Here is a 21,429-nt window from a genome sequence, read left to right as displayed (position 1 = left end):
CAAAATCAGATTTTTGTGTGTTACGGAGTGTACAAATAATCCTGGTTGATGACGCTGTTATAGGGCTGTGTCGTTGCCGGGAACATCACTTCTGCCGTACGGATTGCCTTCAGCAATGCCTTCGCTTTGTTCACCGTCTCCTGATACTCGCTTTCCGGAACCGAGTCCCACACAATTCCAGCGCCTGCCTGGACATAGGCCCGGTTCTTTTTAAACACAATCGTGCGAATCGTAATGCAAGCGTCCATATTACCTGAGAAGCCTAAATATCCAATCGCCCCTGCATAGGGTCCGCGTGCTTCCCGCTCCAACTCAGCAATAATCTCCATGGCTCGTAGCTTCGGAGCCCCCGATACGGTGCCGGCTGGCAGACAAGACAGGAAAGCATCGAAGAAATCTTTGTCCTCCCGTAGCTCACCTGACACATTGGATACAATGTGCATGACATGGGAATAGCGTTCAATCTCCATGAACGTATCGCATTTGACTGTGCCAAACTGTGATACACGGCCCAAATCATTTCTTCCCAAATCAACCAGCATCAGATGTTCTGCACGTTCTTTTTCATCGTTTAACAGTTCTTCAGCAAGTGCCACATCTTCTGTCTCCGTTACCCCACGCGGTCTCGTTCCTGCAATAGGACGGGTTTCTACCCGGCCGTTTTCCACCTTGACGAGTGCCTCAGGCGAAGTGCCTACGATGATCTCGTCATCCATTTTCAAATAATACATATATGGCGACGGGTTCATCGTGCGCAGCACGCGGTATACCTGTAAAGGTGAGGCCTCTGTATCAATGTGAAAACGCTGGGATAGTACAACCTGAAAAATATCACCGGAGCGGATATACTCCTTCGCCTGCTCTACGTTTGATATAAACTGTTCCTTCGTCACATTGGATTGGATCTCACCCAGTTCCACATCATCAGGAATGGAGGCTGATCCTAATCGCTCCGGTGGGGCCTGCTTGCGCAAATACTGTGCCGTTTCCTCCAACTTGCGTTCCACGTCAGCATAAGCAGCACGAATGTCCTCCTCGCGGAACCCTTCGCCTACATGAACATTGCCGACCAGCAAAATTTGCTGCTTCACATGATCAAAAACAATGACTTGATCGCAGAACATAAAACGAATATCATCCATATTCAAATCATCTACCGAATGCTCTGGTAGCTTTTCATAATATTGAAGCAGGTCATATCCAAAAAATCCGATAGCCCCGCCTGTAAATGGAGGCATTTCTTTCAGTTTCGGACTACGGTATTTACGAAGCAATGCTTTGAGCGCTTCAATCGGCTTGTCGTTTAATATTTGCCGTTTACCGTGTTGTTCCAATATCAAACGTCCTTTTTTACCCGAGACCATTAGAAACGGATCTGTACCGATGAATGAATGTCGCGCCCACTGTTCGCCTCCCTCTACACTCTCTAGCAGAAAGGCACGGTCCCGCTCGGCATACCGACGGAAAATCCGAATCGGCGTCTCCATATCAGCCAGCACTTTTTTGTACACAGGAATCAGGTTAAATTCATTCGCCATCGTTATCACTTGCTCCACATGCGGCGTTAACATGAGATCACTTCCTTTCCAAATTGGCGCAGAACCATAGGAGAGAATATAAAAAAGCCTCTACCGGTAAGGTAGAGGCTGTCAGTTATTGAAATTATAAGAATGCTCCATATGTAAATGACTACAGCAAATAGATAAGTATACACTCATCCCTTTTGTATAACCACGCAGGTTGCTTCAAATAAGCTTCTCTGTAGAAGAATATCTCTTCATAGACAAAAGCTTACCTGCTACCGCCGGTCTCTGTAATCTCATATGGAATTGACTAAGGCTGCACTCTTCTCATCTCAACTCTGTCTCTGGCTAACTCTACTCTACTTAACTCTGCTACACACACTATATCTCATGGGATGTTACTTTGGCAACCATCAACTTTAAAAACGGGCACTTATTTCCCTTGGGAAGCCAGATCCGGTCTTAACGCCTGTGCTCCGTTCAAATATACATGTTTAATTTCCCGCTGGGATTTATCGGTGTTCACCTGTACCATCAGACGGATGCACTTGGGTAAACTGCCTGCCACAGGAATTTCTAATGCACACATGAGCGGAACCATATCCCAGCCATCAAGCTGACGAATGGCCTTGGCTGGAAAGGCAGTATCCAGGTCATGGGTCACCGTAATCCATACGTTACTAATATCCTCCGGCTGAATTTCATTGTAGGATACAATTTCCTCCAATAGTTGGCATGTTGCTTCCAAAATTTCGTTTTCTTCATTATTCACTACGGTCGTCGCGCCACGAATTCCCCGATTGTACATCGTTACGCCCCCTCTTTTAACTGTTCAATAACTTGTCGGATGTAAGAGACGGAAATATCCTTCACAACCTCCACGTGCCCGATGCTACGTGGGACGACAAAAGTAATGCTGCCTTCTTTGAACTTTTTGTCATGCATCATCGCGTCCAGCAGCCGATCTGTATCGAGATGTGACGGAAGGGAGGTCGGTAGCCGTAGCGAAAACAACATATCCTTCGTTTCATCTGCCAAAGAAGGATCTGCCCCCAGCTTCACGCCCAAAAGTGCGGAGCCGACCATACCAATAGAAATGGCTTCCCCGTGTAAAAACTCACCGTATCCCGCAATGGCTTCAATCGCATGACCAATCGTATGACCTAGGTTTAGAATAGCGCGCAAATCATTTTCTCGTTCATCGCGCGACACCACTTCGGCTTTTACGGAACATCCCTTTTCCAGACCGTACTCCAGAGCTGTCGCATCCAGCGCAAGTAAATCAGTCGCATGGTCACGGCACCACTGGGCGAAATCAGCATCCCAGATCAAGCCATGCTTGATCATTTCAGCAAGCCCCGCAGATACCTCACGAGGAGGTAATGTTGACAACGTATCTACGTCATACAACACAAGTTCCGGTTGATGGAAGGCTCCTATCATATTTTTCGCCAAAGGATGATTGATGCCAACCTTACCGCCCACGCTACTGTCATGGGCAAGGATCGTAGTGGGGATCTGTACAAACTTGACACCTCTCATATAAGAAGCCGCCACAAATCCAGCCAAATCGCCCACCACACCACCACCAAGTGCAATAACGGCTGAATTGCGATCCAAGCCGCCCTCAATGGCTGCTGTTATGACCTGCTCAAATACAGCAAGCGACTTGGAGGTTTCACCTGGCTTAACGACAAAGGACACTGTCTTGTAGCCAGATGCCTGAAGATTGCTCTCCAATGTGGCCAAGTAGAATCCTGCTACATTTTCGTCAGAAACAATCAACAACGGGCTTTTTTGCGCAATTCCTCGTTCCTTCAACAACTCTCCGGCTCGATGTAGCAGCCCTCGTCCGATATGAATAGGATAAGAACGTTCCCCAAGCTGTACCGTCAGCGTACTCATCTTAGTACCGCCCCAGTTGTTCTTCGTAGGATGCAATATTCGCACGAATCTCTTCAATCGAATCCCCGCCGAATTTTTCTAGCAAAGCTTTCGCAATCTCCCAAGCTACCACATGCTCCATAACTACGCTAGCCGCGGGTACTGCACATGCATCCGAACGCTCAACCTGTGCAGTGAACGCTTCCTTTGTATCAATGTCAACGCTTTGCAGAGGTTTGTAGAGTGTAGGGATCGGCTTCATTACGCCACGAACCACAACTGGCATTCCATTCGTCATGCCACCCTCAAAACCACCCAAACGATTGGTACGACGGTGATATCCACGTTCCTCATCATATAGGATCTCGTCATGCACCTGTGAACCGCGCAATTCTCCTGCTTCAAAGCCAATGCCGATTTCCACGCCTTTAAATGCATTAATCGACATGACGCCTTGTGCAATACGTGCATCCAGCTTCCGATCATACTGTACATGACTGCCCAGACCAATCGGAACACCTTCTACGATACATTCCACTACCCCACCGACTGAATCACCTTCTTGCTTGATCAGATCAATATATGCTTCCATTTTCTTTTCGGTTTCTGGATCGGTTACTCTCACCGAGGAGGCTTCTGTCACGGCAATCAGCTCATCAATCGGCAGATCACGGTAAGGAGCTTCGATTTCCCCAATGCGGATGACCTGACCTGCCACCTTGATTCCGAACTCAGCCAGCAATTGACGGGCCAAACCGCCGCATGCCACACGAATTGCTGTTTCGCGTGCACTGGAGCGCTCCAGCACGTTACGAAGATCCTTCAGGTTGTATTTCATTCCGCCATTCAAATCCGCATGACCCGGACGTGGTCGGTGAACCCGACGTTTTTCCTCATCACTGCCTTCAATAGGCTCAATATTCATAATGTTCTGCCAGTGCTTCCAATCGTTATTTTCCACAACCAGCGCAATCGGTGCACCCGTGGTGTAGCCGTGACGTACGCCTCCGGCAATTTTCGCCGTATCTTTTTCAATCTGCATACGCCGACCCCGTCCATATCCTTTCTGACGACGGTGCAGCTGAAAATTCAATTCCTCAAAATCCAATTTTAAATTGCTCGGCATACCCTCTACAATGGCAGTTAGCTGGGGACCATGCGTTTCCCCCGCGGTTAAATAACGTAAACTCATGACGCGTTCCCCCTTTAAACTGTTAAACTGTGCATCGCTAAAATCTTTAACTGTGCTTCATTATAGTATACGCACCTTTCTTTGACAAGAAAAGCCACGTGTATGCAGATAAACAAAAACACGCCTCTTAGCCAAAGGGGCTAAAGGACGTGCTTTGCTGATAAGCCAACCATCAATTACTCAAAGATATAAATAAGTTCCTACAAAACTTTGGATGATATACGCAGGCTTATGCTTTTTTTCGATAAAAAAAGGTTTCCGTCGATTCCAGACCATATTGGTTAGGAGAAAAGATTTGCTCTGTGCTACCGACAAATAACACACCGCCGGGACGAAGACTGGCTGCAAACTTTTGATACAACGTATGTTTGGCCTCTTCTGTAAAATAAATCATTACATTTCGACAGATAATGAGATCATAGCCATCCTCAAACCGATCCAGCAGCAAGTTTTGCTTTTGAAATTTCACGGCTTGTTTCAAACGGTCATCAATTCGATACATCGCACCATCCGGCTTGAAATATTTGCTAGCTACCTGCTCAGGTACATCCTTGAGCGAACGCTCCAAATATTTACCTTCCTTGGCTTTTGCCAATGCACCATCATCAATGTCGGAAGCTGTAATGGAGCAATTTCCTAAAATCCCTTTACCGTCGAGAACCATAGCCAGGCTATAAGGCTCTTCACCAGTCGAGCAGGCCGCACTCCACAGCTTAAGCTTCTGCTTTCCTACAAGCAGTTGTGGCAAGATTGTATCCCGCAGCACTTCCCACCGATTGGGATTTCGCCAAAATTCCGAAACATTGATCGTCATCCGATCCAGAAATTCATAGAATAGAGGTTTTTCCTTCATCATGGCATCATAAAAAGAAACAAAACTGGGAAACCCGTTTTTGTTGCGAAGCGTAGTTAACCGCCTTTTCATCTGTGCTTCTTTGTATTGTGCAAGATCAATACCTGTGCTGTCCTTGATTTTGCGGATAAACGCTGTGTAATCGGGGTCCGTCTGACCCAGTTCCATATCCGTCATGCTACCATCCTTCTTCATACGTAATTAAACTTATACCCAGGTCGCCACACTTTTTTCATACCGAACGGATTCTTCCGGCAGGAAAAAATTTGCAATCTCGCGCTCTGCGCTCTCCGGTGAATCTGAACCATGAATGAGGTTAAACGGTGTATGTGCTGCAAAGTCTCCACGAATTGTGCCCGGAAGAGCTTCGGTTACTTGTGTTTTACCAATCAACAAGCGGGAGAGCGTAACGATGTTATCCCCTTCCCATACCATAGCAAACACAGGGCCTGATGTGATAAAGCCTACAAGCTCTTCAAAAAAAGGCTTGCCCACATGCTCTGCATAATGCCGTTCTGCCTGTTCTCTTGATACTTGCACAAGCTTGCCAGCCGCCATTTTGAAGCCTTTGTCTTCCAGACGACTGATGATACGTCCAATCAGTCCACGTTGTACACCATCCGGTTTAACCATCAAAAAAGTACGATCCATCGGCTCACTCCCAATCCAATCTAATGTATTTATACAGTACTAAACTGTATTGTAACAGAAAGCTTGGAAACGGTTAAAGTATTTTGTCACAGCAAACCCAAAACACAACTTTAGTAGGAGCGGCGTGTTACAAAATGAGCAATATCGCGTAGCGTCTTTTTTGTTTTGACATCCGGTAGTAAGTCCAGCGCGTTTAGCGCTTTATTAATATATCGGTCGGCGAGAATTTCAGCTTTAGCGATTCCTTCACTTTTTTTGATCATATCCACCGCTTTGCGTGCATCTCCTTGTCCATCCCCATCCTGAATGCGGCGGATTTCAGCCAGTAGATCTGCACGCAGCTCAGGCTGTTCAAGCGCATAAATCACCGGAAGCGTAATATTCCCCTGTCTCATATCGCTGCCCGGCGGCTTGCCAATCTTTTTTTCCGTGCCACACAGATCGAGCAGATCATCCTGGATTTGAAAAGCCATACCTACGTTATAGCCATAGCTGTACAGCAGGGAATTGATACTTTCTCGCGCCCCTGCAGCCATAGCTCCCAACTGGCAGCTAACCGCAATCAACAATGCTGTTTTGCGCCGTATGCGAAGCAAATAATTACGCACACTCTGATCCACATTAAAAAAATCACGAATCTGTTCCATTTCACCAATGGACATCTGCACCAGCGCTTTAGACAGTACCCGGTGAATGTCGGGATTCGGCAGTCCAGCAGCAATAGACAGCGCACGTGCATATATGTAGTCTCCGGTGTACATAGCCACCCGATTGTCCCATTTGGACTTCACGGTGGGTTGACCGCGTCTCATTTCCGCATCGTCAATCACATCGTCGTGAACGAGAGAGGCAGAATGAATCAGTTCTAGAGGTACCGCTATACGCTTGAGCTTGTCCAGATCATATTCTCCAAACTTGCCTCCCAGCAATACAAATACGGGACGCAAACGCTTGCCCCCTGCTTTAAGCAAATGAAGCGACGTATCATTAATCAACGGCTCCGTACTGTCGATACTGCGGTACAACTCTTCTTCTATAAAGTTCATATCCTTCTTTAATAAACCAAACAAATCCAATCGTTTCATTCTTTCACCCGTGTCAGCGTATTGTCACTCCAGAGAAGCGGCTTCACTCGTCGGTCAAGCAGCCCCAGTTCATGCGCATACTGAAAATAAAGCTCTAAACCTTGTTGTTGCTTCTCTCCAAAATCATAACACAGATTAGTAAAGTAGCGCTCCCAATAATCTCGCAGACCTCCAATTTCCTCGCATGCTTCAGAAATAACAGGCGTCAGGTCCGACAGACTACGCTGCTTGCTTGCGCGGAACGCACTCGCAATTTCAGCCACCGCGGCAGGATTCTGAGCAGCAACAGCACGTCGTACTGCCCATACAGCAAAAGTCATACTGTAGCCCGTCCAGCGCTTCCACTCTTCTCCGAGGTCCGTAACATACAAATCTTCACTTCGCCAAGATGCCTTAATCGCGTGATCTCCAATCAATAGCCCTGCATCTGCCTGTTCCAGCATCAAGTCAAGATCCGGTTCACAGTCAAAATAGGAAGGTTGACCTTCCCATGCCTTTTGCATCAAAATTTTCAACAAATTCACGGATGTAGCAGACGTATTCGTAAGTGCAATGGTTCCGTTTTTGATTTCGTCCAGCGGCTTGCGTGAAAATAGTAAAATGGATTGCACAGGACCATCTGCACTGACGGATAAATCTGGCAACAATAGCATTTCCTCAGCACCCGATGCATACGCAAAGGAAGACATCGCACTAATATCCAAACTTCCAGTCAGCATACCTCGATTCAATTCAGCCGGAACTTTAGATACCATCTCCGCCGAATGGAGAAGCTTAGAAGGATTAAAAAAATGAAAAATAGGCCAAGCGTTTGTATATTTAATTTTTCCGATTGTGATTGTCTTGGTGTCCGGTGTCGGCATCGGAATCCCCCCATCTCGTAAACAATTGATGTTCTATACGCAAGCTGTCCAATACTTTGCCTACGAGGAACAGCACAATATCATCCAGCGTCTTGGGATGAAAGTAAAAAGCCGGCATAGCCGGAATCATTTTGACGCCGAGTCTCGCAAGCTTAAGCATGTTTTCCAAATGAATGGCATGTAGAGGCGTCTCACGAGGCACAAGGATCAGCGGACGACCTTCCTTCATCATCACGTCCGCTGCCCTCGCCATGAGATTATCGGACGAACCGTGTGCCACTGCTGACAACGTCCCCATCGAGCATGGCATGATAATCATCGCATCCACCAAATAAGAGCCGCTCGCAATCGAAGCTCCAATATCTGTGAACGGATGGTATACAAGAGAACCGGGACGGCCTCCGAATTGTTCATTCAAAGCCCCTTCCCGGTCAGTCACATTCCAGCCCAACTCCTCTTTCAACACCCGCCAGCCAGCATTGGAAACGATCAGGTGAACTGTGTATTGCAAGTCCAGCAGAGTCTCTACCAGTCGCACACCATAAATGCTTCCGCTCGCGCCTGTAATGCCAATAACGATTCGTTTGCCTTGATGTCCGCTCACCTGATTATTCATTAGTATTGACGCACCACCAAATCAATCAGTGTAAAGGCAAATACGACAGTGCTAAGTACACCGTTCATAGTAAAGAATGCCGTCTGCAATCGACTCAAATCTTTTGGAGATACGATATAGTGTTCATAAAATAAAATAATGTACGAAATAATCATGCCCGCCAGATACCACCAGCTTAAATCTGCAATAAAGAACAATACAATAAATCCGATCGCCGTAATGACGTGGAATGCCCGAGCGATGTTCAGCGCACCTGCTACACCAAAACGGGCAGGAATAGAATAAACTCCTTCGTTTTGGTCAAAATCTATATCCTGACAAGCATAAATTACATCAAATCCCGCCGTCCAAAATGCAATCGTGAGATATAGTACGATAGCGGTCAAATCTATTTGTCCCGTTACTGCAACCCACGCGCCTAGTGGCGCCAAACCAATAGTCAGACCAAGTACAATATGGCAAAGCCAAGTGAAACGCTTGGTGTAAGAATAAAAAACGAGCATAAAAAAGGCCAGCGGAAACAGCTTGAACGCCAGCGGACTTAACTTGAATGATGCCCAGAATAACAACACCAAACTGACGATAATAAAAATCACCACTTCGCTCGATTTGAGCAACCCCGCCGGGATAGCGCGTCCTGCTGTGCGCGGATTTTTCCCGTCAATCACCCGGTCAATCATACGATTGAAGCCAAAAGCCGCGCTACGCGCGCCAACCATAGCTAGCAGGATCCAGCCGATCTGCGGCCAGGAGGGAAGGTTGCCTGTCACGACAACAGACCCCAATACAGCCCCCATGAATGCAAATGGGAGCGCAAATAACGTATGTTCAATTTTAATCATTTCCAAAAAAATAGCAATTTTCTTAAACATGCTGACTCTCCTTGATTCCAATGTGCAATGCCGCAATGCCTCCGGTGAGAGAATGAGCCTGGACATCCTTCAATCCGACTTCACGGAAGATGCCAGCCAACTCATCCCTTCCTGGAAAAAGCGCCAACGAATCAGGGAGCCATTTATACTGCTCATAACGTTTGGCGAACAATTTGCCGAGCATGGGCAAGATGTGTTGAAAATATGTGTAGTAAATCCCCTTGAACGGCTGCCAAGTAGGTTTAGACAATTCCAGACATACGACCTGCCCGCCAGGTTTGACGACTCGTTGCATCTCCTGTAACACTTGGCGCAGGTCAGGCACGTTGCGCAGACCGAAACCAATCGTCGCATAATCAAATGAATTATCTTCAAAAGGTAGTTCCATCGCGTTGCCCTGAACAAGCTTAATTTGCTTTTCACGGGATTCTGATGTAATCTTACGCTCGCCAACATTGAGCATGTTCTGACTAAAATCCAGTCCTACGATGTGACCACTTTCACTTGCACGCGCCATCGCAAGCGTCCAGTCACATGTGCCACAGCAAAGATCGATTGCCGTATCGCCGCGATGCATGTTCATTTTTTTCATCGTAAATTTCCGCCAAGCCTTATGTCTGCGAAAGCTCAGTATATCGTTCATCAAATCGTATTTACCTGCTATACTTTCAAACACGCCATGAACGAATTGTTCTTTCGGCTTGGTGTCGCTTGATCCCATCACGTTCACCTAACCTTCCCTCACAACTGGGTGCGGACTATTTAGCAGCTTCAGGAAAGGCTCAAGCATGCGTTCAAATTCCTCGATCCCCGTATTTTGATCATCTGACAGGATCTGCCGGATGTGTGTAACAGCCGTGCGAAGCTTGTCCAGTATCGCATCCTCGGCTTTGTATTTCAGAACAAGCTTACGCCATGCTTCAGTGTCAGTACCACTATCTGAAAGCAATGCCTGCTCGTTCCGGTCCCCGTTACCATAAATATGCCAGAACATATATCCGAAACGGGACTTGTCCGGTTCTGTCCGCTTCCCCCATTCCTCCACCAAGGTATCACAGAGGGCAAATTTGTTGAGAAGCTGCTTCCAAATTTCCTGATCCTGTTCTGCTACAAGTGAAGTGAATGATAAAAAAAGCTCCTTTTTGAAACGAACCATCTGAGTTAAATACTGAGTTGCATCCAATCGGAATTGCTTCATTCCCCAGTACAGACTCATTTTCCCTGCGTTCACTTCACATACAGCATCACTCAGCTTCGAAATGGCCGTGATGCGGCCTGCCAGTGCAAGCAACTGATAAAAACGACTACTAAAATAGTCCCCTGCTAACACTTTCAGCTGCCTGGAACGCATCTCCTCCGGGCTCCGTATACCGGATAAAGTATCAATCATATCATGCGTATCCAGCCCCATCTGCACAAGTGAGGTTACCAATGCGTACAGTTCGTCCTCACTGGCATGCAGCTCCTGCGCATTCCGGTTCAAAAACACAAACATCAAACGGGTACGGCTGTCAGGAAAAGCCGGCATTTCCGTATGTTGTTGAATCATGTCGTATTCCACATATTTCCTTGCTAATTGGGGTACGCGATACGGTTTCATCCTAAGCCTCCGAGACATGACTTTCTGCTATACTCAAATAATTGCAATGCCTTATATTATATCACAATTTAAAATGATTCGCGACTAAAGTACTGTAGGTCCACCGGCAGAAATATCTAATCTGTATATACACCGTTAAACCTGTTTTGCCACATGGGCGTTACTGTAATGCGGAAACGGGATTTCAATTCCTCTGGCAATTCCGCGCCTTCCCGGCTTCTCAGCTGTTCCAATGCCTCGTTCGTCCACTCGTTCCGGCGTATATCTGATGCAAGCAGCAAATGCCGTTCTCCTGACCATTCGTCCTGCGTCACCACCCGAAGCAGCAATTGCCGTACATTCGTCGTTCCGTAAAAGCTAAAAGCGGCAAGCTCCGCCATGTTTTGATAAATCTCTAGTGGGGCAGTTTCTTCCTTGGACAGCTTGACATCCAGGGTCAGGACTGAATGTTCCCAGCTTGCGCTTGCAATCGGTGTGGTCAACGGCAGCTCGTTCAGCGTATCCACCAGATTGTCATCCGACAGCAGCACCCGTTGCTGAGGCGAAATCGTCGCCTGTGTCTCACGAACTGCTGCGGTTCCTGAGTCCAGCACCTGTAAGGACGGTAGCAACACAGCTGCTGCGATGGTTATGAGAATGGAGCCACCGAATACAATCCAAGGTTTCATCAGAGCCTCCCCTGACCTCTACTTCATAATGTGGGCTTGCTACAGTAAAGGTCCTCACTCTCATTCTACAACAAAAAAAAGCAGGCTATGCCTGCATTTTAATCCTCCGTATCTACTACCCCGTGCTTAGTCATCACAACGGCTTTGCCGCGAATTTTAATAGCAGAAGTATGATCCGTAAATTGGACGATCAGTACCTCGCCCTTGTCCAATTTTTCTGAATGATGCAAGCGTGTATCCTGACCTCTAGTCAGACCAAAAACCTGACATCCGTTGCTTTTCGCTTTAATTACGACGTACTCACTGCTACCCGTCACGTTATCTTCCATGTCCTTTTCCTCCCTGAGAGCCGAAGCTATACTTTTTATGATGGAGATTCAAGCTAGTTTTGTCAACTACATGCTTCCCGAGCTACCTGCAACAATTAGCGTGTCCCGAGCCATACTATCCGTGCAGTCCATCCATTAAAGAAAGGAACGGATCTGATGAAAAACTATCTTCCCGCCAATCTCAGCCCTGCCCAAATCGAACGGCTTCAACAGCTAGAGCATGAATTTGCTGAGCTAACGGGTGAACCCCTGGTGCTGATCGCTTATGCCTCGCGAAACGCCAGAACAGCTTCCTCTTCTTCAGACCATAGCACCTCTACCACGAAGTAAACAGGGCAAAAAGAAAAGGCCGTGAATCAAATTCACGGTCTTTTCAGCGCATTGGGAATATGTAAGAAATCTTATTTAATTCCGTCTTTGAGCGCTTTACCCGGTTTAAATGCCGGAATTTTGCTCGCAGGGATTTCGATTTCTTCTCCTGTTTGCGGGTTACGTCCTTTACGTGCGGAACGTTCACGAACCTCAAAGTTCCCAAAACCTACCAGTTGCACCTTATCTCCGCTTTGCAGCGCTCCAGAGATCGCCTCAAATACTGCATCGATTGCTTTGGTTACGTCCTTTTTGGACAATTCAGTGCTTTCAGAAACCTGATTGATCAAATCCGTTTTATTCATAATATTCACCTCCCAATTCAAGTGTAGTCCAGCATTAAGGTTATCGGTGTTAATGACCGATATGAGGTCGCCTGTATAAAATAACCCGGGCGGCGTACTGCCTTCCATAATGTTATCATCTGTTTCCGTTTCGTCGTTAAATATACATAGAATATACCTAACCTCCGCAATATAGGCCGAAACTGGCGTTTTATGGCACCCTTCTTGCGTGGAACAAGGTTTATAGTAATACAGTCCACAGACAATTTCAAGTACGACGACGGTTTAACACGTAAAAAGTAACCGCCAGCGCAAGTACCAGCACTACTCCTTTGACAATATCATGGGCAAAATATTGCACATTCATCATCGTTAGTCCATTAACCAACACACCGATCAATACCGCACCAATAAATGTACCAATAACATTGGGTTTACCAGCACCAAAGACCGAAAAACCGACGAATACTGCAGCTACCGCCTCCATGAGCAAAGGGGAACCCGCGTCAATTTGGCCTGAGCCTACTCGCGAAGCATACAAAATACCGGCAATCGCCGCAAATACGCCTGAAGCAACATAGGCCAGAGTACGGACTTTTTTTACCCGTATGCCCGACAGACGAGCAGCTTCCTCATTTCCACCCGTTACATACATTTGACGCCCATGCTTTGTATAGGTCAAGAAAACATGCACCGCCGCCACAGCCAGTAACAGTAAAATAACCGAAATCGGGATACCCAACCATTTACCTTGCCCCAGCAAAAGAAATGCAGGAGATATCTCCCCCGGCGCCTTGCTGCCATCGGGAAACTGCATATGATTGTATATGGTATAGCCCTGAGCGTACGTTTTGTGAATCCCGCTTACAATATACATGATTGCAAGGGTTGCGAGCAAATCAGGAATACGCAATTTAATGATCAATAATGAATTTAACAGTCCTACCAAAGCGCCGACAATCAGAGACACAATAATGACCACCGCAACAGGCTGCTCATACCAGACCATCAAAGAAGCTGAAACGACCGTTGTCAAAGATACTGTAGCTCCCACCGACAGGTCAAAACCGTCCACGATAAGTGACAACGTCACACCAATGGCAACGAAAGTAACAATGGCAATCGATCCTAGAATATCCATTAAATTATCATAAGTCCAGAAATAAGGTAATATAGATGAAAAAAACGCCAATACACCTATAATGACAACTACGGCACCGTAACGAAATGAGACGTTTAACCATTTTTCCTTCATGAATGCACCTCTTTACCGCCGCTGGCATACAACAGAAGCTGTTCCTGTTCCACTTCGCCCCGCGCAAATTCCTTTATAATTTTGCCATCATACATCACTGCAATCCGATCACCAATGCCAATCCCTTCAGCAAATTCACAGGTTAGATAGATGATTGCTTTTCCTTGCTCCGCCAACTGGCCAATGATACGGAAAATATCACTTTTTGCCCCTATATCCACACCCTTGGTTGGCTCGTCAAAAACAAATACATCCGCTCCGGAATGCAGCCATTTCCCAATCGCAACTTTTTGCTGATTCCCGCCACTCAAATATTTAACATTCTGGCGGAGTGAAGGCGTCTTAATACCGAGAGAGGCGACAATCCCATTGCCGTTATTTCGTTCTTTACGCCGACTGATGAAACCAAGGACACTCAGCTTGTCCAAAAGCGGAAGGCTGAGGTTTCTTTCCACACTCTCCTCAATCAACACCCCCTGCTTACGTCGCTCCTCGGGTATGGACACAATTCCTCGAGCTACCGCGTCCGCTGGCTCTCTCAATCGAATGGAGCGACCTTTAAAGGTCAGCTCTCCCTTATCCGGCTTGTCTGCTCCTGTAAGAAGTCGTGACAGCTCTGTCTTGCCTGCACCAACCAAACCCACAATAGAGAGAATTTCACCACGTCGGGCCTGTAAATCAACGCCGTGCACTCGTAATCCTTTGTGAAGCCCTTTTGCTTCCAATATCGTTTCACCAATCGGTACCTCTGTTTTTGGGAATTCCTCTTCAAATGTTTTGCCAAGCATATGCGTAACGATGTCGCCTACACTTAAATCAGAAGCAGGCCCCGTGAACACGCGCTCACCATCACGCATCACCGTAACACGGTCACTGTGTTCGATAACCTCCGGCAATCGGTGTGTGATGAGAATACATGCAACCCCCTCATCCTTGAGTGTATGGATTGTACGGAACAAACGTCGCGTTTCTTCCTCGCTGAGCGGCGCCGTAGGCTCATCAAAAATGATCGTATTTGCTTGCTGTGTCAGAATACGTGCGATAAGTACAAGTTGTTTTTCTGCCAACGTCAGTTCAGACACATATCGTCGTACGTCAATATCTACCTCTAGACGTGCTAATGCCTCACGCGCTCGTCTGCGCATAGCCCCCGGCGCAGCCCACCATCGACCATCAGGTGCAGACAAATCGTCCATTACAATGTTTTCAGCGACGGTTAACTGAGGCACAAGCGCTGAATCAACCTCCTGATACACACAGTGGATTCCCGCTCTTTTGGCCTCCCACGGTGAACTAATGTTTAGTTCCTTGCCACCAACTACGATAACTCCCTGATCGGAACGATACGCACCGGACAAAATCTTCATCAATGTGCTTTTCCCTGCCCCGTTGGCACCCAGCAGAGCGTGAATTTCGCCACCCTGCACCGTAAAATCCACGGCTTGCAGCGCATCTACACCAGCAAACTGTTTGCTGATTTTCTTCATCTCCAATGTATATACTTGTGAACTCATGGTGCCCCCTCACGCCTGCTTATGATAAAAGCGCGCCGAAGCGCGCCTTTTGCATGATGCAAACATTTTATTTGGACGTTTCATATTCCTTCATCCAATCCTTATAGCCCTGCTCACTTTGGCCCCATCCCTCCACATATTGGGACAGCTCGGATGTGGAAATTTGCTTATCTGGCAGCGCTTCGCGTTGCACATATACAGCCTTCAATACGACTTTCTCCTCCGGATTATCCCCATGCAGCTTCTGATATGCATAGCGCACTTGTACGCGCCCGATATCTGTTGGATCAACGGCTGCCGAGGCCACCCAAGGATTTTTCGGGTCCTGGATCATTTGCAAGTCCTCGTCGCTCATGTCAATGCCGTAGACCTTAATTTCCGTACGTCCCGCTTGTTGGATCGCACGGGCTGCGCCTTTGGCAAATTCATCCCAAGCCGCCCAGACGGCTGTAATTTCGCCCTTAGGATATTGCTTTAATACAGCTTCCATTTTGGCTTGCGTATCTAAAGCAGGATTCTGAGCCGAACCAAAAGTCGCGATTTCTTTAATATCCGGATTGGATTTCAAAAATGCATCATAAGCAACCTGACGACGTTCCATCGGTGCAAATCCGGCAACCCATACTTTCACAATGTTACCTTTGCCGCCGATATCCTTTTTCATTTGCTCCAGCGTCAACTCAGCCATGCTTTGGTCATCCTGTGAGAGCACTACCGCACCCGGAACATTGACGGCAGCATCGAACACGATAACCGGAATATTGCGGGAAATTGCTTTTTTCAGTCCTGTCTCCAGCAATGCATCACCGTGATCAGTCAAAATGACATCAAACTGCTGGTTAATCGCACTATCAAGCAGAGAAGCCATTTTAGCCTTATCGTTATCTGCCACAAACTTAGTCAGCGTACCGCCAAATTTCTTAACTTCCTCTTCCACACCTTGAACATACTGTTGCGAAAATGTGCCCGTGTTAAACTCCATGATCAACGCAACCCGTTTACCCTTTAGATTTAAATTGTCCGTTTTTCCGTTTGTTGTATTCGATCCCGCAGTGCTTGTCCCTTGAGTGCCGCTCTCTGTTTTCGGTACGCCGCATGCAGTGACCAGCAAAACCAGCACCAGTAGCATGATAGCCCCTAGCCCTAGCTTTTTGTTTCTTTGGAGCTCTTTTTGGATATTCATGATTTCATTTCCCCCTCGTTCAATCCACAAAATGATTCAAATTTGATACTTAATATATCGCTTTAAACCAAGTATGTAAATAGGTTTTATGAAATATAGAAAAATTTCCGGTTTTAAAGCCAAAACACAACAAACAACCGCCCCCCGATTGAATACCGGAAAACGGTTGCTGCTTAAATATGAAATCAGGACGGAGCCTAGTCCGAAGATACAATCCTGTTTTGTTATTTTAAATATGAGAAAGCTCACATCTAATTTATTTGGAGCACTGCTTTACCGGAGAACCTCCGATCTATCAGTTGTTGGGCAATAGTTCCAATTTCCTTCCAGGATGTCTCCACTTCGATCCTTGGTACTAACTGGCCTTTGGAAACAAATTCACCTAATAATTTCAGATCTTCCGCCGGCGAATAGCGATTTATCTCCTCTCCTAAAAAGAAGCTATACAAGGTTCTACCACCTAAGCCCCTGATTTTAATCGTTGCGTAAGGTGAGGATGAATGTCCCATGGATACACATATTCCGTCTGGCACAAGCTGAGGCAGTAAGGCAGCTAGCGTATCGCCACCTACTGAATCTATAATTAGATGATAAGGTCCAAATGCATCAACCGATGGAATCGCGGTATCTCCAACAATAACCTCATTAGCACCAGCCTCTTGAACAAGTAAGGCTTTTTCCGTTGTTCTGGCAACACCTACTGTAAAAGCTCCAGATTGCGCGGCTAGCTGATGTGCAAAAATTCCAACTCCGCCAGTCGAGCCAGTAATCAACATTCGCTTACCGAGCAGCATTCCTCCTTTTCTAAGCGTATAGAGCGCTGACAGACCAGCTACTGGTAAAGTAGCCGCCTGGGCAAAGGTAATATCATCGGGAAATTCAGCCAGTAATGAAGTAGGAGCAGCAACCTGTTCGGCCCATGCTCCCATCAAGAGAAGGCCTACGACACGGCTTCCCTGTTTCGGACCCGTGCCATCTTTAGCCTGCTCAACGACGATCCCAGAAAAATCCCAGCCTGGTCTGATCTGTCCTCCATTATTTCTTGCATCTACAACTTCACCCCGATTAAGAGAGAAGGCTTGTACTTGAACGATCGCTTCCCAAGGCTGGGCCTGTGGGGCGGCAACTTCCTTTATCGCAAAATATCCTGAAGCAAACGGATCTGTTACAATTGCACGAACCATATGATCTCCTCCATGTTTGTCATTGAGAACCCTTTGTAAATAGCTCCCCTTTTTCACAATGTAGTATACTGTAGGGAATCATGTGTACCAAGTGTAGAACTACACCTCATTATGAAAAGGATTGAAAAGAGATGACCATGCACAAGGATGAGGACTTCCAGCACAAAACATTAAAAATCGTATTGGGAGAGATTGAAGCTGTTCGTATGAAACGCCAGCGGGAATATACCGAGCAATCTCACCCGTTATTGAAACGATTTACTCAGCAGGAGCTTAATGATGAGGCCTGTCCTACATATAAAAATCTATTGGTTGGACGGTCTCGTCGAATACCGGATCGGCAAACGATGATCCATATTGCTGAGTATCTGGAGTGCACTTCAGATGAGCGCAACGATCTTCTCCTCGCCGCCGATTATCTTCCGATCCATTACGAATTGGAAGGACGGTCTCTGGAGCTGGCGCTGGAGCAAGCGCAGCAGATCATGAGTAATCTGCCTTTTCCGGCAATGATCGTCACTCATACCTTAGATATTAAGGGGTTAAATGAGCCGTTTCGCCAGTTATTTGATATCCCCTATGATTCTTTTATGAATGGCAAGCTGAATAAAGTTGATTTTCATTTTAACTCCGATTTTTCCATTCGGCCCCGTTCCACCTTCGATACTGAGTCGTTCGAACAATGGGAGTCTCATGCTATTTATGGGATACAAGCTTTTAGAAGGAATAACATGTTTTCCCGATACGACCATGGGTATAAAAAGTTAATTGACAGATTTCGAAAATACGACGACCTCAATAAATATTGGAATATGCAGCCAAAGGACTCAGCAAATGAAGTTGAGCAATCCAAAATCATTTTGGCCAGAATGGGAACCATGGCCGATTTTGTCCCTATTCGTTACAAGCAAATTCATCTTTCTGTAAGCAGCCACATGTATCCTGGAATTGAAGTGTACTTACCAATAGACGAACCTGCACGCAGAGTATTTGAATATTTGGGGTGTCCTGCAGAATGTCAGAACTTCGCGTTTAATGAATAGCCAGTCAATGAGAAACGAAAGCTCAATAAAAATAGAGGTAGTCTAGGACTTTATTTTCTCGTCCATAGCTACCCCTGTCTGGTTTTGGAGGTCAGTCTAATATTTTGTTTTCTGCGAACCGTAGAGAGCAAATTGCTCTCCACGGTATTTCCTTATGCATTTTGGGTCTGGCTTAGCCTTAAAGAATAATAGCAATGAGACCGCCTGAACCTTCATTAATGATACGACCCAGCGTTTCCTGCAGCTTATAGCGTGCATTGTCCGGCATCATGGCGATTTTACCCTGAATGCCTTCCCGTACAATAGAATGCAGCGAACGTCCGAAAATGTCTGACTCCCAAATTTTGATTGGGTCATTCTCAAAATCCTGCATCAGATAGCGCATAAGCTCCTCACTTTGCTTCTCTGTTCCGATAATCGGAGCAAATTCCGATTCCACATCGACACGAATCATGTGTATGGAAGGTGCTGTTGCCTTGAGCCGCACCCCAAACCTTGTACCCTGACGAATCAACTGCGGATCGTCTAGTGCCATCTCGGACAACGACGGCGCGGCAATGCCATATCCCGTTGTCTTGACCATTTCCAGCGCCTCAGCGAAGCGGTCGTACTCCCGTTTGGCATGGGCAAAATCCTGCATCATTTGTAGCAAATGATCCTTGCCGCGAATCTCTACCCCGACGACTTCGACCAAAATCTGGTCGTACAGCTCATCGGGAGCATACAGATCAATTTCAGCTACGCCCTGCCCCATATTCATCCCGCTCAACCCGGCCCTGTCGATGAATTCATATTCCATAAACTGGCCAACCACTCGATCTACATCACGCAGGCGTCGAATATCTTTAACCGTATCGCGAACGGAATTTTCATAATTGCTACGCAGCCAGTGTTCTTCGTTCAGTACCATGACCCAGCTCGGCAGGTTTACATTCACCTCATGCACCGGAAATTCATACAATACTTCACGAAGTACGCCTGTAACATCATCTTCCGTCATAGTCGCGGCGCTGAGTGTCATGACGGGTATATCGTACTTGGCAGCCAGCTCACTGCGAAGCTGGAGTGTTTCATCACTGCGCGGATGCGTGGAGTTGATAACCAAAACAAATGGTTTGCCAACTTCCTTCAACTCCTCAATGACGCGTTCCTCCGACTCTACATAAGAGCTGCGCGGGATTTCCGCAATCGTGCCGTCTGTAGTGACTACCACACCGAGCGTCGAATGCTCCTGAATAACCTTGCGTGTACCAATTTCTGCCGCTTCCTGAAAAGGAATAGGTTCTTCGAACCATGGTGTGGAGATCATCCTCGGACCATTTTCATCCTCGTAACCTTTTGCTCCTTCTACTGCATATCCTACACAGTCAACCAGACGTACATTCACATCCAGTCCTTCCGTTACTTTGATCTGGACGGCATTATTCGGTACGAATTTAGGCTCCGTCGTCATGATCGTCTTGCCTGCCGCACTTTGCGGCAACTCGTCTACGGCGCGGGCACGGTCCGCCTCACTTGTAATGTTTGGCAGAACAATCGTCTCCATAAACCGCTTGATAAACGTTGATTTTCCTGTTCGGACTGCGCCGACGACCCCAAGATAAATGTCTCCTCCGGTGCGTTCGGCAATGTCTTTAAAAATGTCCACTTTCTCCAATGAAATCCCCTCCTCAAAAGTCTCCGAAGGAAAAATGCTTAAAGAGCATCCGCTTCGTGTTCAACCAACTGCTTGATCCCAGATGCGGCAGAACAGCCTTTAAAATGCCCGGAAGTCGTCCGCCGCCGAGATTCAGGAGACTGATGGAATCGGCGAAACGGCGTAAACTCGTACATGCATTTGGACTGATACCATCATATGTATCCCCTCCGTAAAATATGTTTAGTTTTTTGAAAAATAGATTACGACAGAGCGATCATTGCAGAAACGATATTTTACGTTTGGGTCCACTCACCTAATATATGCGGGGCAAGGCTCTCCCATGACTTTGTCGCTAGACTAAATAAAAAAAGGATGTTTCTCCTGACTGTTTAGAGTCGTCGGAAACCATCCTTTTTTTATTCTCCTGATATAATCGGCATTACCACAGTTCATCATCCATCGCCTGACGCTCCAGTTGCCGCCTGATAGCCGCTTTGAGCTTATCCTCCGGTATGGTTACCTCCATATCGCCTTGGACACGGGCCTGGCAGGATAAGCGTATTCCTTCATCCAGTAAAGGTCCCAGCTTCCGCTGCTCTGCATCGCTGGGTTGACCTGCGAATTCAGCCCATTCTGGAGATATTTGTACCTTACACATCAGACAGGCTGCTTTTCCGTCACAACGAGTGGGAATATATACACCCGCTTTACGAGCAGCCTGAAGCAATGACGTACCCTGACCAACCTGTACGCGCCTGCCTGACGGCTTGAACGTAATCTGCACATTCATGAACGGTCCTCCAGTCGTCTTTCTCCTAATAC

Annotated in this window: 23 protein-coding genes; 1 reads left to right on the top strand and 22 read right to left on the bottom strand. The window is 46.8% G+C overall.

What is annotated here, in order from left to right; all coding sequences use genetic code 11:
• Window positions 1–20 precede the first annotated feature (20 nt).
• The 19 genes from trpE to ACL9RM_RS04505 all read right to left on the bottom strand — a co-directional run bounded on the left by trpE (window position 21) and on the right by ACL9RM_RS04505 (window position 17,925).
• Entirely contained in the window at window positions 21–1,571 is a 1,551-nt protein-coding gene (trpE, locus tag ACL9RM_RS04595) for an anthranilate synthase component I (protein WP_250268703.1), read from the bottom strand.
• Window positions 1,572–1,956: 385 nt separating this feature from the next.
• Window positions 1,957–2,331: a chorismate mutase gene (gene aroH, locus ACL9RM_RS04590; protein WP_013310718.1), complete on the bottom strand. Its 375-nt coding sequence runs from the start codon at window positions 2,329–2,331 to the stop codon at window positions 1,957–1,959.
• A 2-nt stretch (window positions 2,332–2,333) separates the two neighbouring features.
• On the bottom strand, window positions 2,334–3,428 hold the full coding sequence (gene aroB, locus ACL9RM_RS04585) for a 3-dehydroquinate synthase (RefSeq protein ID WP_250268704.1): 1,095 nt from the start codon (window positions 3,426–3,428) through the stop codon (window positions 2,334–2,336).
• Between the two features lies 1 nt (window position 3,429).
• A complete protein-coding gene (gene aroC, locus ACL9RM_RS04580; protein ID WP_013310720.1) occupies window positions 3,430–4,599 on the bottom strand; it encodes a chorismate synthase in 1,170 nt (389 codons plus the stop codon).
• Window positions 4,600–4,828: 229 nt separating this feature from the next.
• Window positions 4,829–5,629, bottom strand: a complete 801-nt coding sequence (locus ACL9RM_RS04575) for a CheR family methyltransferase (RefSeq protein ID WP_023989169.1) — start codon at window positions 5,627–5,629, stop codon at window positions 4,829–4,831.
• Window positions 5,630–5,659: 30 nt separating this feature from the next.
• Window positions 5,660–6,103 (bottom strand): nucleoside-diphosphate kinase, encoded by a 444-nt coding sequence (ndk, locus tag ACL9RM_RS04570; RefSeq protein ID WP_061829211.1) that lies wholly within the window; start codon window positions 6,101–6,103, stop codon window positions 5,660–5,662.
• A 110-nt stretch (window positions 6,104–6,213) separates the two neighbouring features.
• On the bottom strand, window positions 6,214–7,188 hold the full coding sequence (locus ACL9RM_RS04565; protein WP_061829212.1) for a polyprenyl synthetase family protein: 975 nt from the start codon (window positions 7,186–7,188) through the stop codon (window positions 6,214–6,216).
• Complete coding sequence (locus ACL9RM_RS04560) at window positions 7,185–8,051, bottom strand: menaquinone biosynthetic enzyme MqnA/MqnD family protein (protein WP_235309589.1); 867 nt, start codon at window positions 8,049–8,051, stop codon at window positions 7,185–7,187. Before ACL9RM_RS04560 ends, ACL9RM_RS04565 begins: the two co-directional genes overlap by 4 nt.
• Window positions 8,008–8,667 (bottom strand): UbiX family flavin prenyltransferase, encoded by a 660-nt coding sequence (locus tag ACL9RM_RS04555; RefSeq protein WP_061829214.1) that lies wholly within the window; start codon window positions 8,665–8,667, stop codon window positions 8,008–8,010. The genes ACL9RM_RS04560 and ACL9RM_RS04555 overlap by 44 nt, the downstream gene beginning before the upstream one ends.
• Window positions 8,667–9,539: a UbiA-like polyprenyltransferase gene (locus ACL9RM_RS04550; RefSeq protein WP_061829215.1), complete on the bottom strand. Its 873-nt coding sequence runs from the start codon at window positions 9,537–9,539 to the stop codon at window positions 8,667–8,669. Before ACL9RM_RS04550 ends, ACL9RM_RS04555 begins: the two co-directional genes overlap by 1 nt.
• A complete protein-coding gene (locus ACL9RM_RS04545) occupies window positions 9,532–10,260 on the bottom strand; it encodes a demethylmenaquinone methyltransferase (protein ID WP_061829257.1) in 729 nt (242 codons plus the stop codon). The genes ACL9RM_RS04550 and ACL9RM_RS04545 overlap by 8 nt, the downstream gene beginning before the upstream one ends.
• 9 nt (window positions 10,261–10,269) lie before the next feature.
• The gene (locus ACL9RM_RS04540; protein WP_250268705.1) at window positions 10,270–11,139 is read right to left on the bottom strand and encodes a heptaprenyl diphosphate synthase component 1; all 870 of its coding nucleotides are present in this window, start codon (window positions 11,137–11,139) and stop codon (window positions 10,270–10,272) included.
• A 116-nt stretch (window positions 11,140–11,255) separates the two neighbouring features.
• On the bottom strand, window positions 11,256–11,807 hold the full coding sequence (locus ACL9RM_RS04535; RefSeq protein WP_061829217.1) for a hypothetical protein: 552 nt from the start codon (window positions 11,805–11,807) through the stop codon (window positions 11,256–11,258).
• Between the two features lie 98 nt (window positions 11,808–11,905).
• Window positions 11,906–12,136, bottom strand: a complete 231-nt coding sequence (mtrB, locus tag ACL9RM_RS04530) for a trp RNA-binding attenuation protein MtrB (protein ID WP_013310730.1) — start codon at window positions 12,134–12,136, stop codon at window positions 11,906–11,908.
• Between the two features lie 401 nt (window positions 12,137–12,537).
• Window positions 12,538–12,810 carry an HU family DNA-binding protein gene (locus ACL9RM_RS04525; RefSeq protein ID WP_013310732.1) on the bottom strand — a complete coding sequence of 91 codons (273 nt, stop codon included), beginning with the start codon at window positions 12,808–12,810 and terminating at the stop codon, window positions 12,538–12,540.
• A gap of 247 nt (window positions 12,811–13,057) precedes the next feature.
• The gene (locus tag ACL9RM_RS04520) at window positions 13,058–14,044 is read right to left on the bottom strand and encodes an ABC transporter permease (RefSeq protein ID WP_414126205.1); all 987 of its coding nucleotides are present in this window, start codon (window positions 14,042–14,044) and stop codon (window positions 13,058–13,060) included.
• Window positions 14,041–15,558, bottom strand: a complete 1,518-nt coding sequence (locus ACL9RM_RS04515; protein ID WP_250268707.1) for a sugar ABC transporter ATP-binding protein — start codon at window positions 15,556–15,558, stop codon at window positions 14,041–14,043. The genes ACL9RM_RS04520 and ACL9RM_RS04515 overlap by 4 nt, the downstream gene beginning before the upstream one ends.
• A gap of 67 nt (window positions 15,559–15,625) precedes the next feature.
• On the bottom strand, window positions 15,626–16,741 hold the full coding sequence (locus ACL9RM_RS04510; protein ID WP_250268708.1) for a sugar ABC transporter substrate-binding protein: 1,116 nt from the start codon (window positions 16,739–16,741) through the stop codon (window positions 15,626–15,628).
• 251 nt (window positions 16,742–16,992) lie between these two features.
• Window positions 16,993–17,925, bottom strand: a complete 933-nt coding sequence (locus ACL9RM_RS04505; RefSeq protein ID WP_250268709.1) for a zinc-binding dehydrogenase — start codon at window positions 17,923–17,925, stop codon at window positions 16,993–16,995.
• Window positions 17,926–18,056: 131 nt separating this feature from the next.
• Here ACL9RM_RS04505 and ACL9RM_RS04500 point away from each other — a divergent pair, with 131 nt between their 5' ends.
• On the top strand, window positions 18,057–18,968 hold the full coding sequence (locus tag ACL9RM_RS04500; protein WP_061829223.1) for a hypothetical protein: 912 nt from the start codon (window positions 18,057–18,059) through the stop codon (window positions 18,966–18,968).
• 178 nt (window positions 18,969–19,146) lie between these two features.
• On the opposite strand, the gene spoIVA is transcribed toward ACL9RM_RS04500, so the two are convergent.
• The 3 genes from spoIVA to ACL9RM_RS04485 form a co-directional block, all read right to left on the bottom strand.
• Window positions 19,147–20,625: a stage IV sporulation protein A gene (gene spoIVA, locus ACL9RM_RS04495; protein WP_023989182.1), complete on the bottom strand. Its 1,479-nt coding sequence runs from the start codon at window positions 20,623–20,625 to the stop codon at window positions 19,147–19,149.
• A 38-nt stretch (window positions 20,626–20,663) separates the two neighbouring features.
• Entirely contained in the window at window positions 20,664–20,801 is a 138-nt protein-coding gene (locus tag ACL9RM_RS04490; protein WP_013371690.1) for a hypothetical protein, read from the bottom strand.
• Window positions 20,802–21,046: 245 nt separating this feature from the next.
• A complete protein-coding gene (locus tag ACL9RM_RS04485) occupies window positions 21,047–21,397 on the bottom strand; it encodes a 2Fe-2S iron-sulfur cluster-binding protein (protein ID WP_039271045.1) in 351 nt (116 codons plus the stop codon).
• Window positions 21,398–21,429: the final 32 nt, after the last annotated feature.

This window comes from Paenibacillus sp. S29 (genome assembly GCF_049319765.1).
Classification (GTDB): Bacteria; Bacillota; Bacilli; order Paenibacillales; family Paenibacillaceae; genus Paenibacillus; species Paenibacillus polymyxa_B.
Note: the sequence above shows the minus strand (reverse complement) of the source record. Positions and strands in the feature narration are given on the sequence as shown.

Bases quoted from the DNA above. Each gene is read 5' to 3' on its own strand.
- aroB (WP_250268704.1), bottom strand. From the start codon at position 3,428: ATGAGTACGCTGACGGTACAGCTTGGGGAACGTTCTTATCCTATTCAT.
- ACL9RM_RS04565 (WP_061829212.1), bottom strand. From the start codon at position 7,188: ATGAAACGATTGGATTTGTTTGGTTTATTAAAGAAGGATATGAACTTT.
- ACL9RM_RS04505 (WP_250268709.1), bottom strand. From the start codon at position 17,925: ATGGTTCGTGCAATTGTAACAGATCCGTTTGCTTCAGGATATTTTGCG.
- ACL9RM_RS04515 (WP_250268707.1), bottom strand. From the start codon at position 15,558: ATGAGTTCACAAGTATATACATTGGAGATGAAGAAAATCAGCAAACAG.
- ACL9RM_RS04560 (WP_235309589.1), bottom strand. From the start codon at position 8,051: ATGCCGACACCGGACACCAAGACAATCACAATCGGAAAAATTAAATAT.
- aroC (WP_013310720.1), bottom strand. From the start codon at position 4,599: ATGAGTTTACGTTATTTAACCGCGGGGGAAACGCATGGTCCCCAGCTA.
- mtrB (WP_013310730.1), bottom strand. From the start codon at position 12,136: ATGGAAGATAACGTGACGGGTAGCAGTGAGTACGTCGTAATTAAAGCG.
- ACL9RM_RS04555 (WP_061829214.1), bottom strand. From the start codon at position 8,667: ATGAATAATCAGGTGAGCGGACATCAAGGCAAACGAATCGTTATTGGC.
- ACL9RM_RS04540 (WP_250268705.1), bottom strand. From the start codon at position 11,139: ATGAAACCGTATCGCGTACCCCAATTAGCAAGGAAATATGTGGAATAC.
- ACL9RM_RS04485 (WP_039271045.1), bottom strand. From the start codon at position 21,397: ATGAATGTGCAGATTACGTTCAAGCCGTCAGGCAGGCGCGTACAGGTT.
- trpE (WP_250268703.1), bottom strand. From the start codon at position 1,571: ATGTTAACGCCGCATGTGGAGCAAGTGATAACGATGGCGAATGAATTT.
- ACL9RM_RS04575 (WP_023989169.1), bottom strand. From the start codon at position 5,629: ATGACGGATATGGAACTGGGTCAGACGGACCCCGATTACACAGCGTTT.
- ndk (WP_061829211.1), bottom strand. From the start codon at position 6,103: ATGGATCGTACTTTTTTGATGGTTAAACCGGATGGTGTACAACGTGGA.
- ACL9RM_RS04545 (WP_061829257.1), bottom strand. From the start codon at position 10,260: ATGGGATCAAGCGACACCAAGCCGAAAGAACAATTCGTTCATGGCGTG.
- ACL9RM_RS04535 (WP_061829217.1), bottom strand. From the start codon at position 11,807: ATGAAACCTTGGATTGTATTCGGTGGCTCCATTCTCATAACCATCGCA.
- aroH (WP_013310718.1), bottom strand. From the start codon at position 2,331: ATGTACAATCGGGGAATTCGTGGCGCGACGACCGTAGTGAATAATGAA.
- ACL9RM_RS04490 (WP_013371690.1), bottom strand. From the start codon at position 20,801: ATGTACGAGTTTACGCCGTTTCGCCGATTCCATCAGTCTCCTGAATCT.
- ACL9RM_RS04550 (WP_061829215.1), bottom strand. From the start codon at position 9,539: ATGTTTAAGAAAATTGCTATTTTTTTGGAAATGATTAAAATTGAACAT.
- ACL9RM_RS04525 (WP_013310732.1), bottom strand. From the start codon at position 12,810: ATGAATAAAACGGATTTGATCAATCAGGTTTCTGAAAGCACTGAATTG.
- ACL9RM_RS04510 (WP_250268708.1), bottom strand. From the start codon at position 16,741: ATGAATATCCAAAAAGAGCTCCAAAGAAACAAAAAGCTAGGGCTAGGG.
- ACL9RM_RS04520 (WP_414126205.1), bottom strand. From the start codon at position 14,044: ATGAAGGAAAAATGGTTAAACGTCTCATTTCGTTACGGTGCCGTAGTT.
- ACL9RM_RS04500 (WP_061829223.1), top strand. From the start codon at position 18,057: ATGACCATGCACAAGGATGAGGACTTCCAGCACAAAACATTAAAAATC.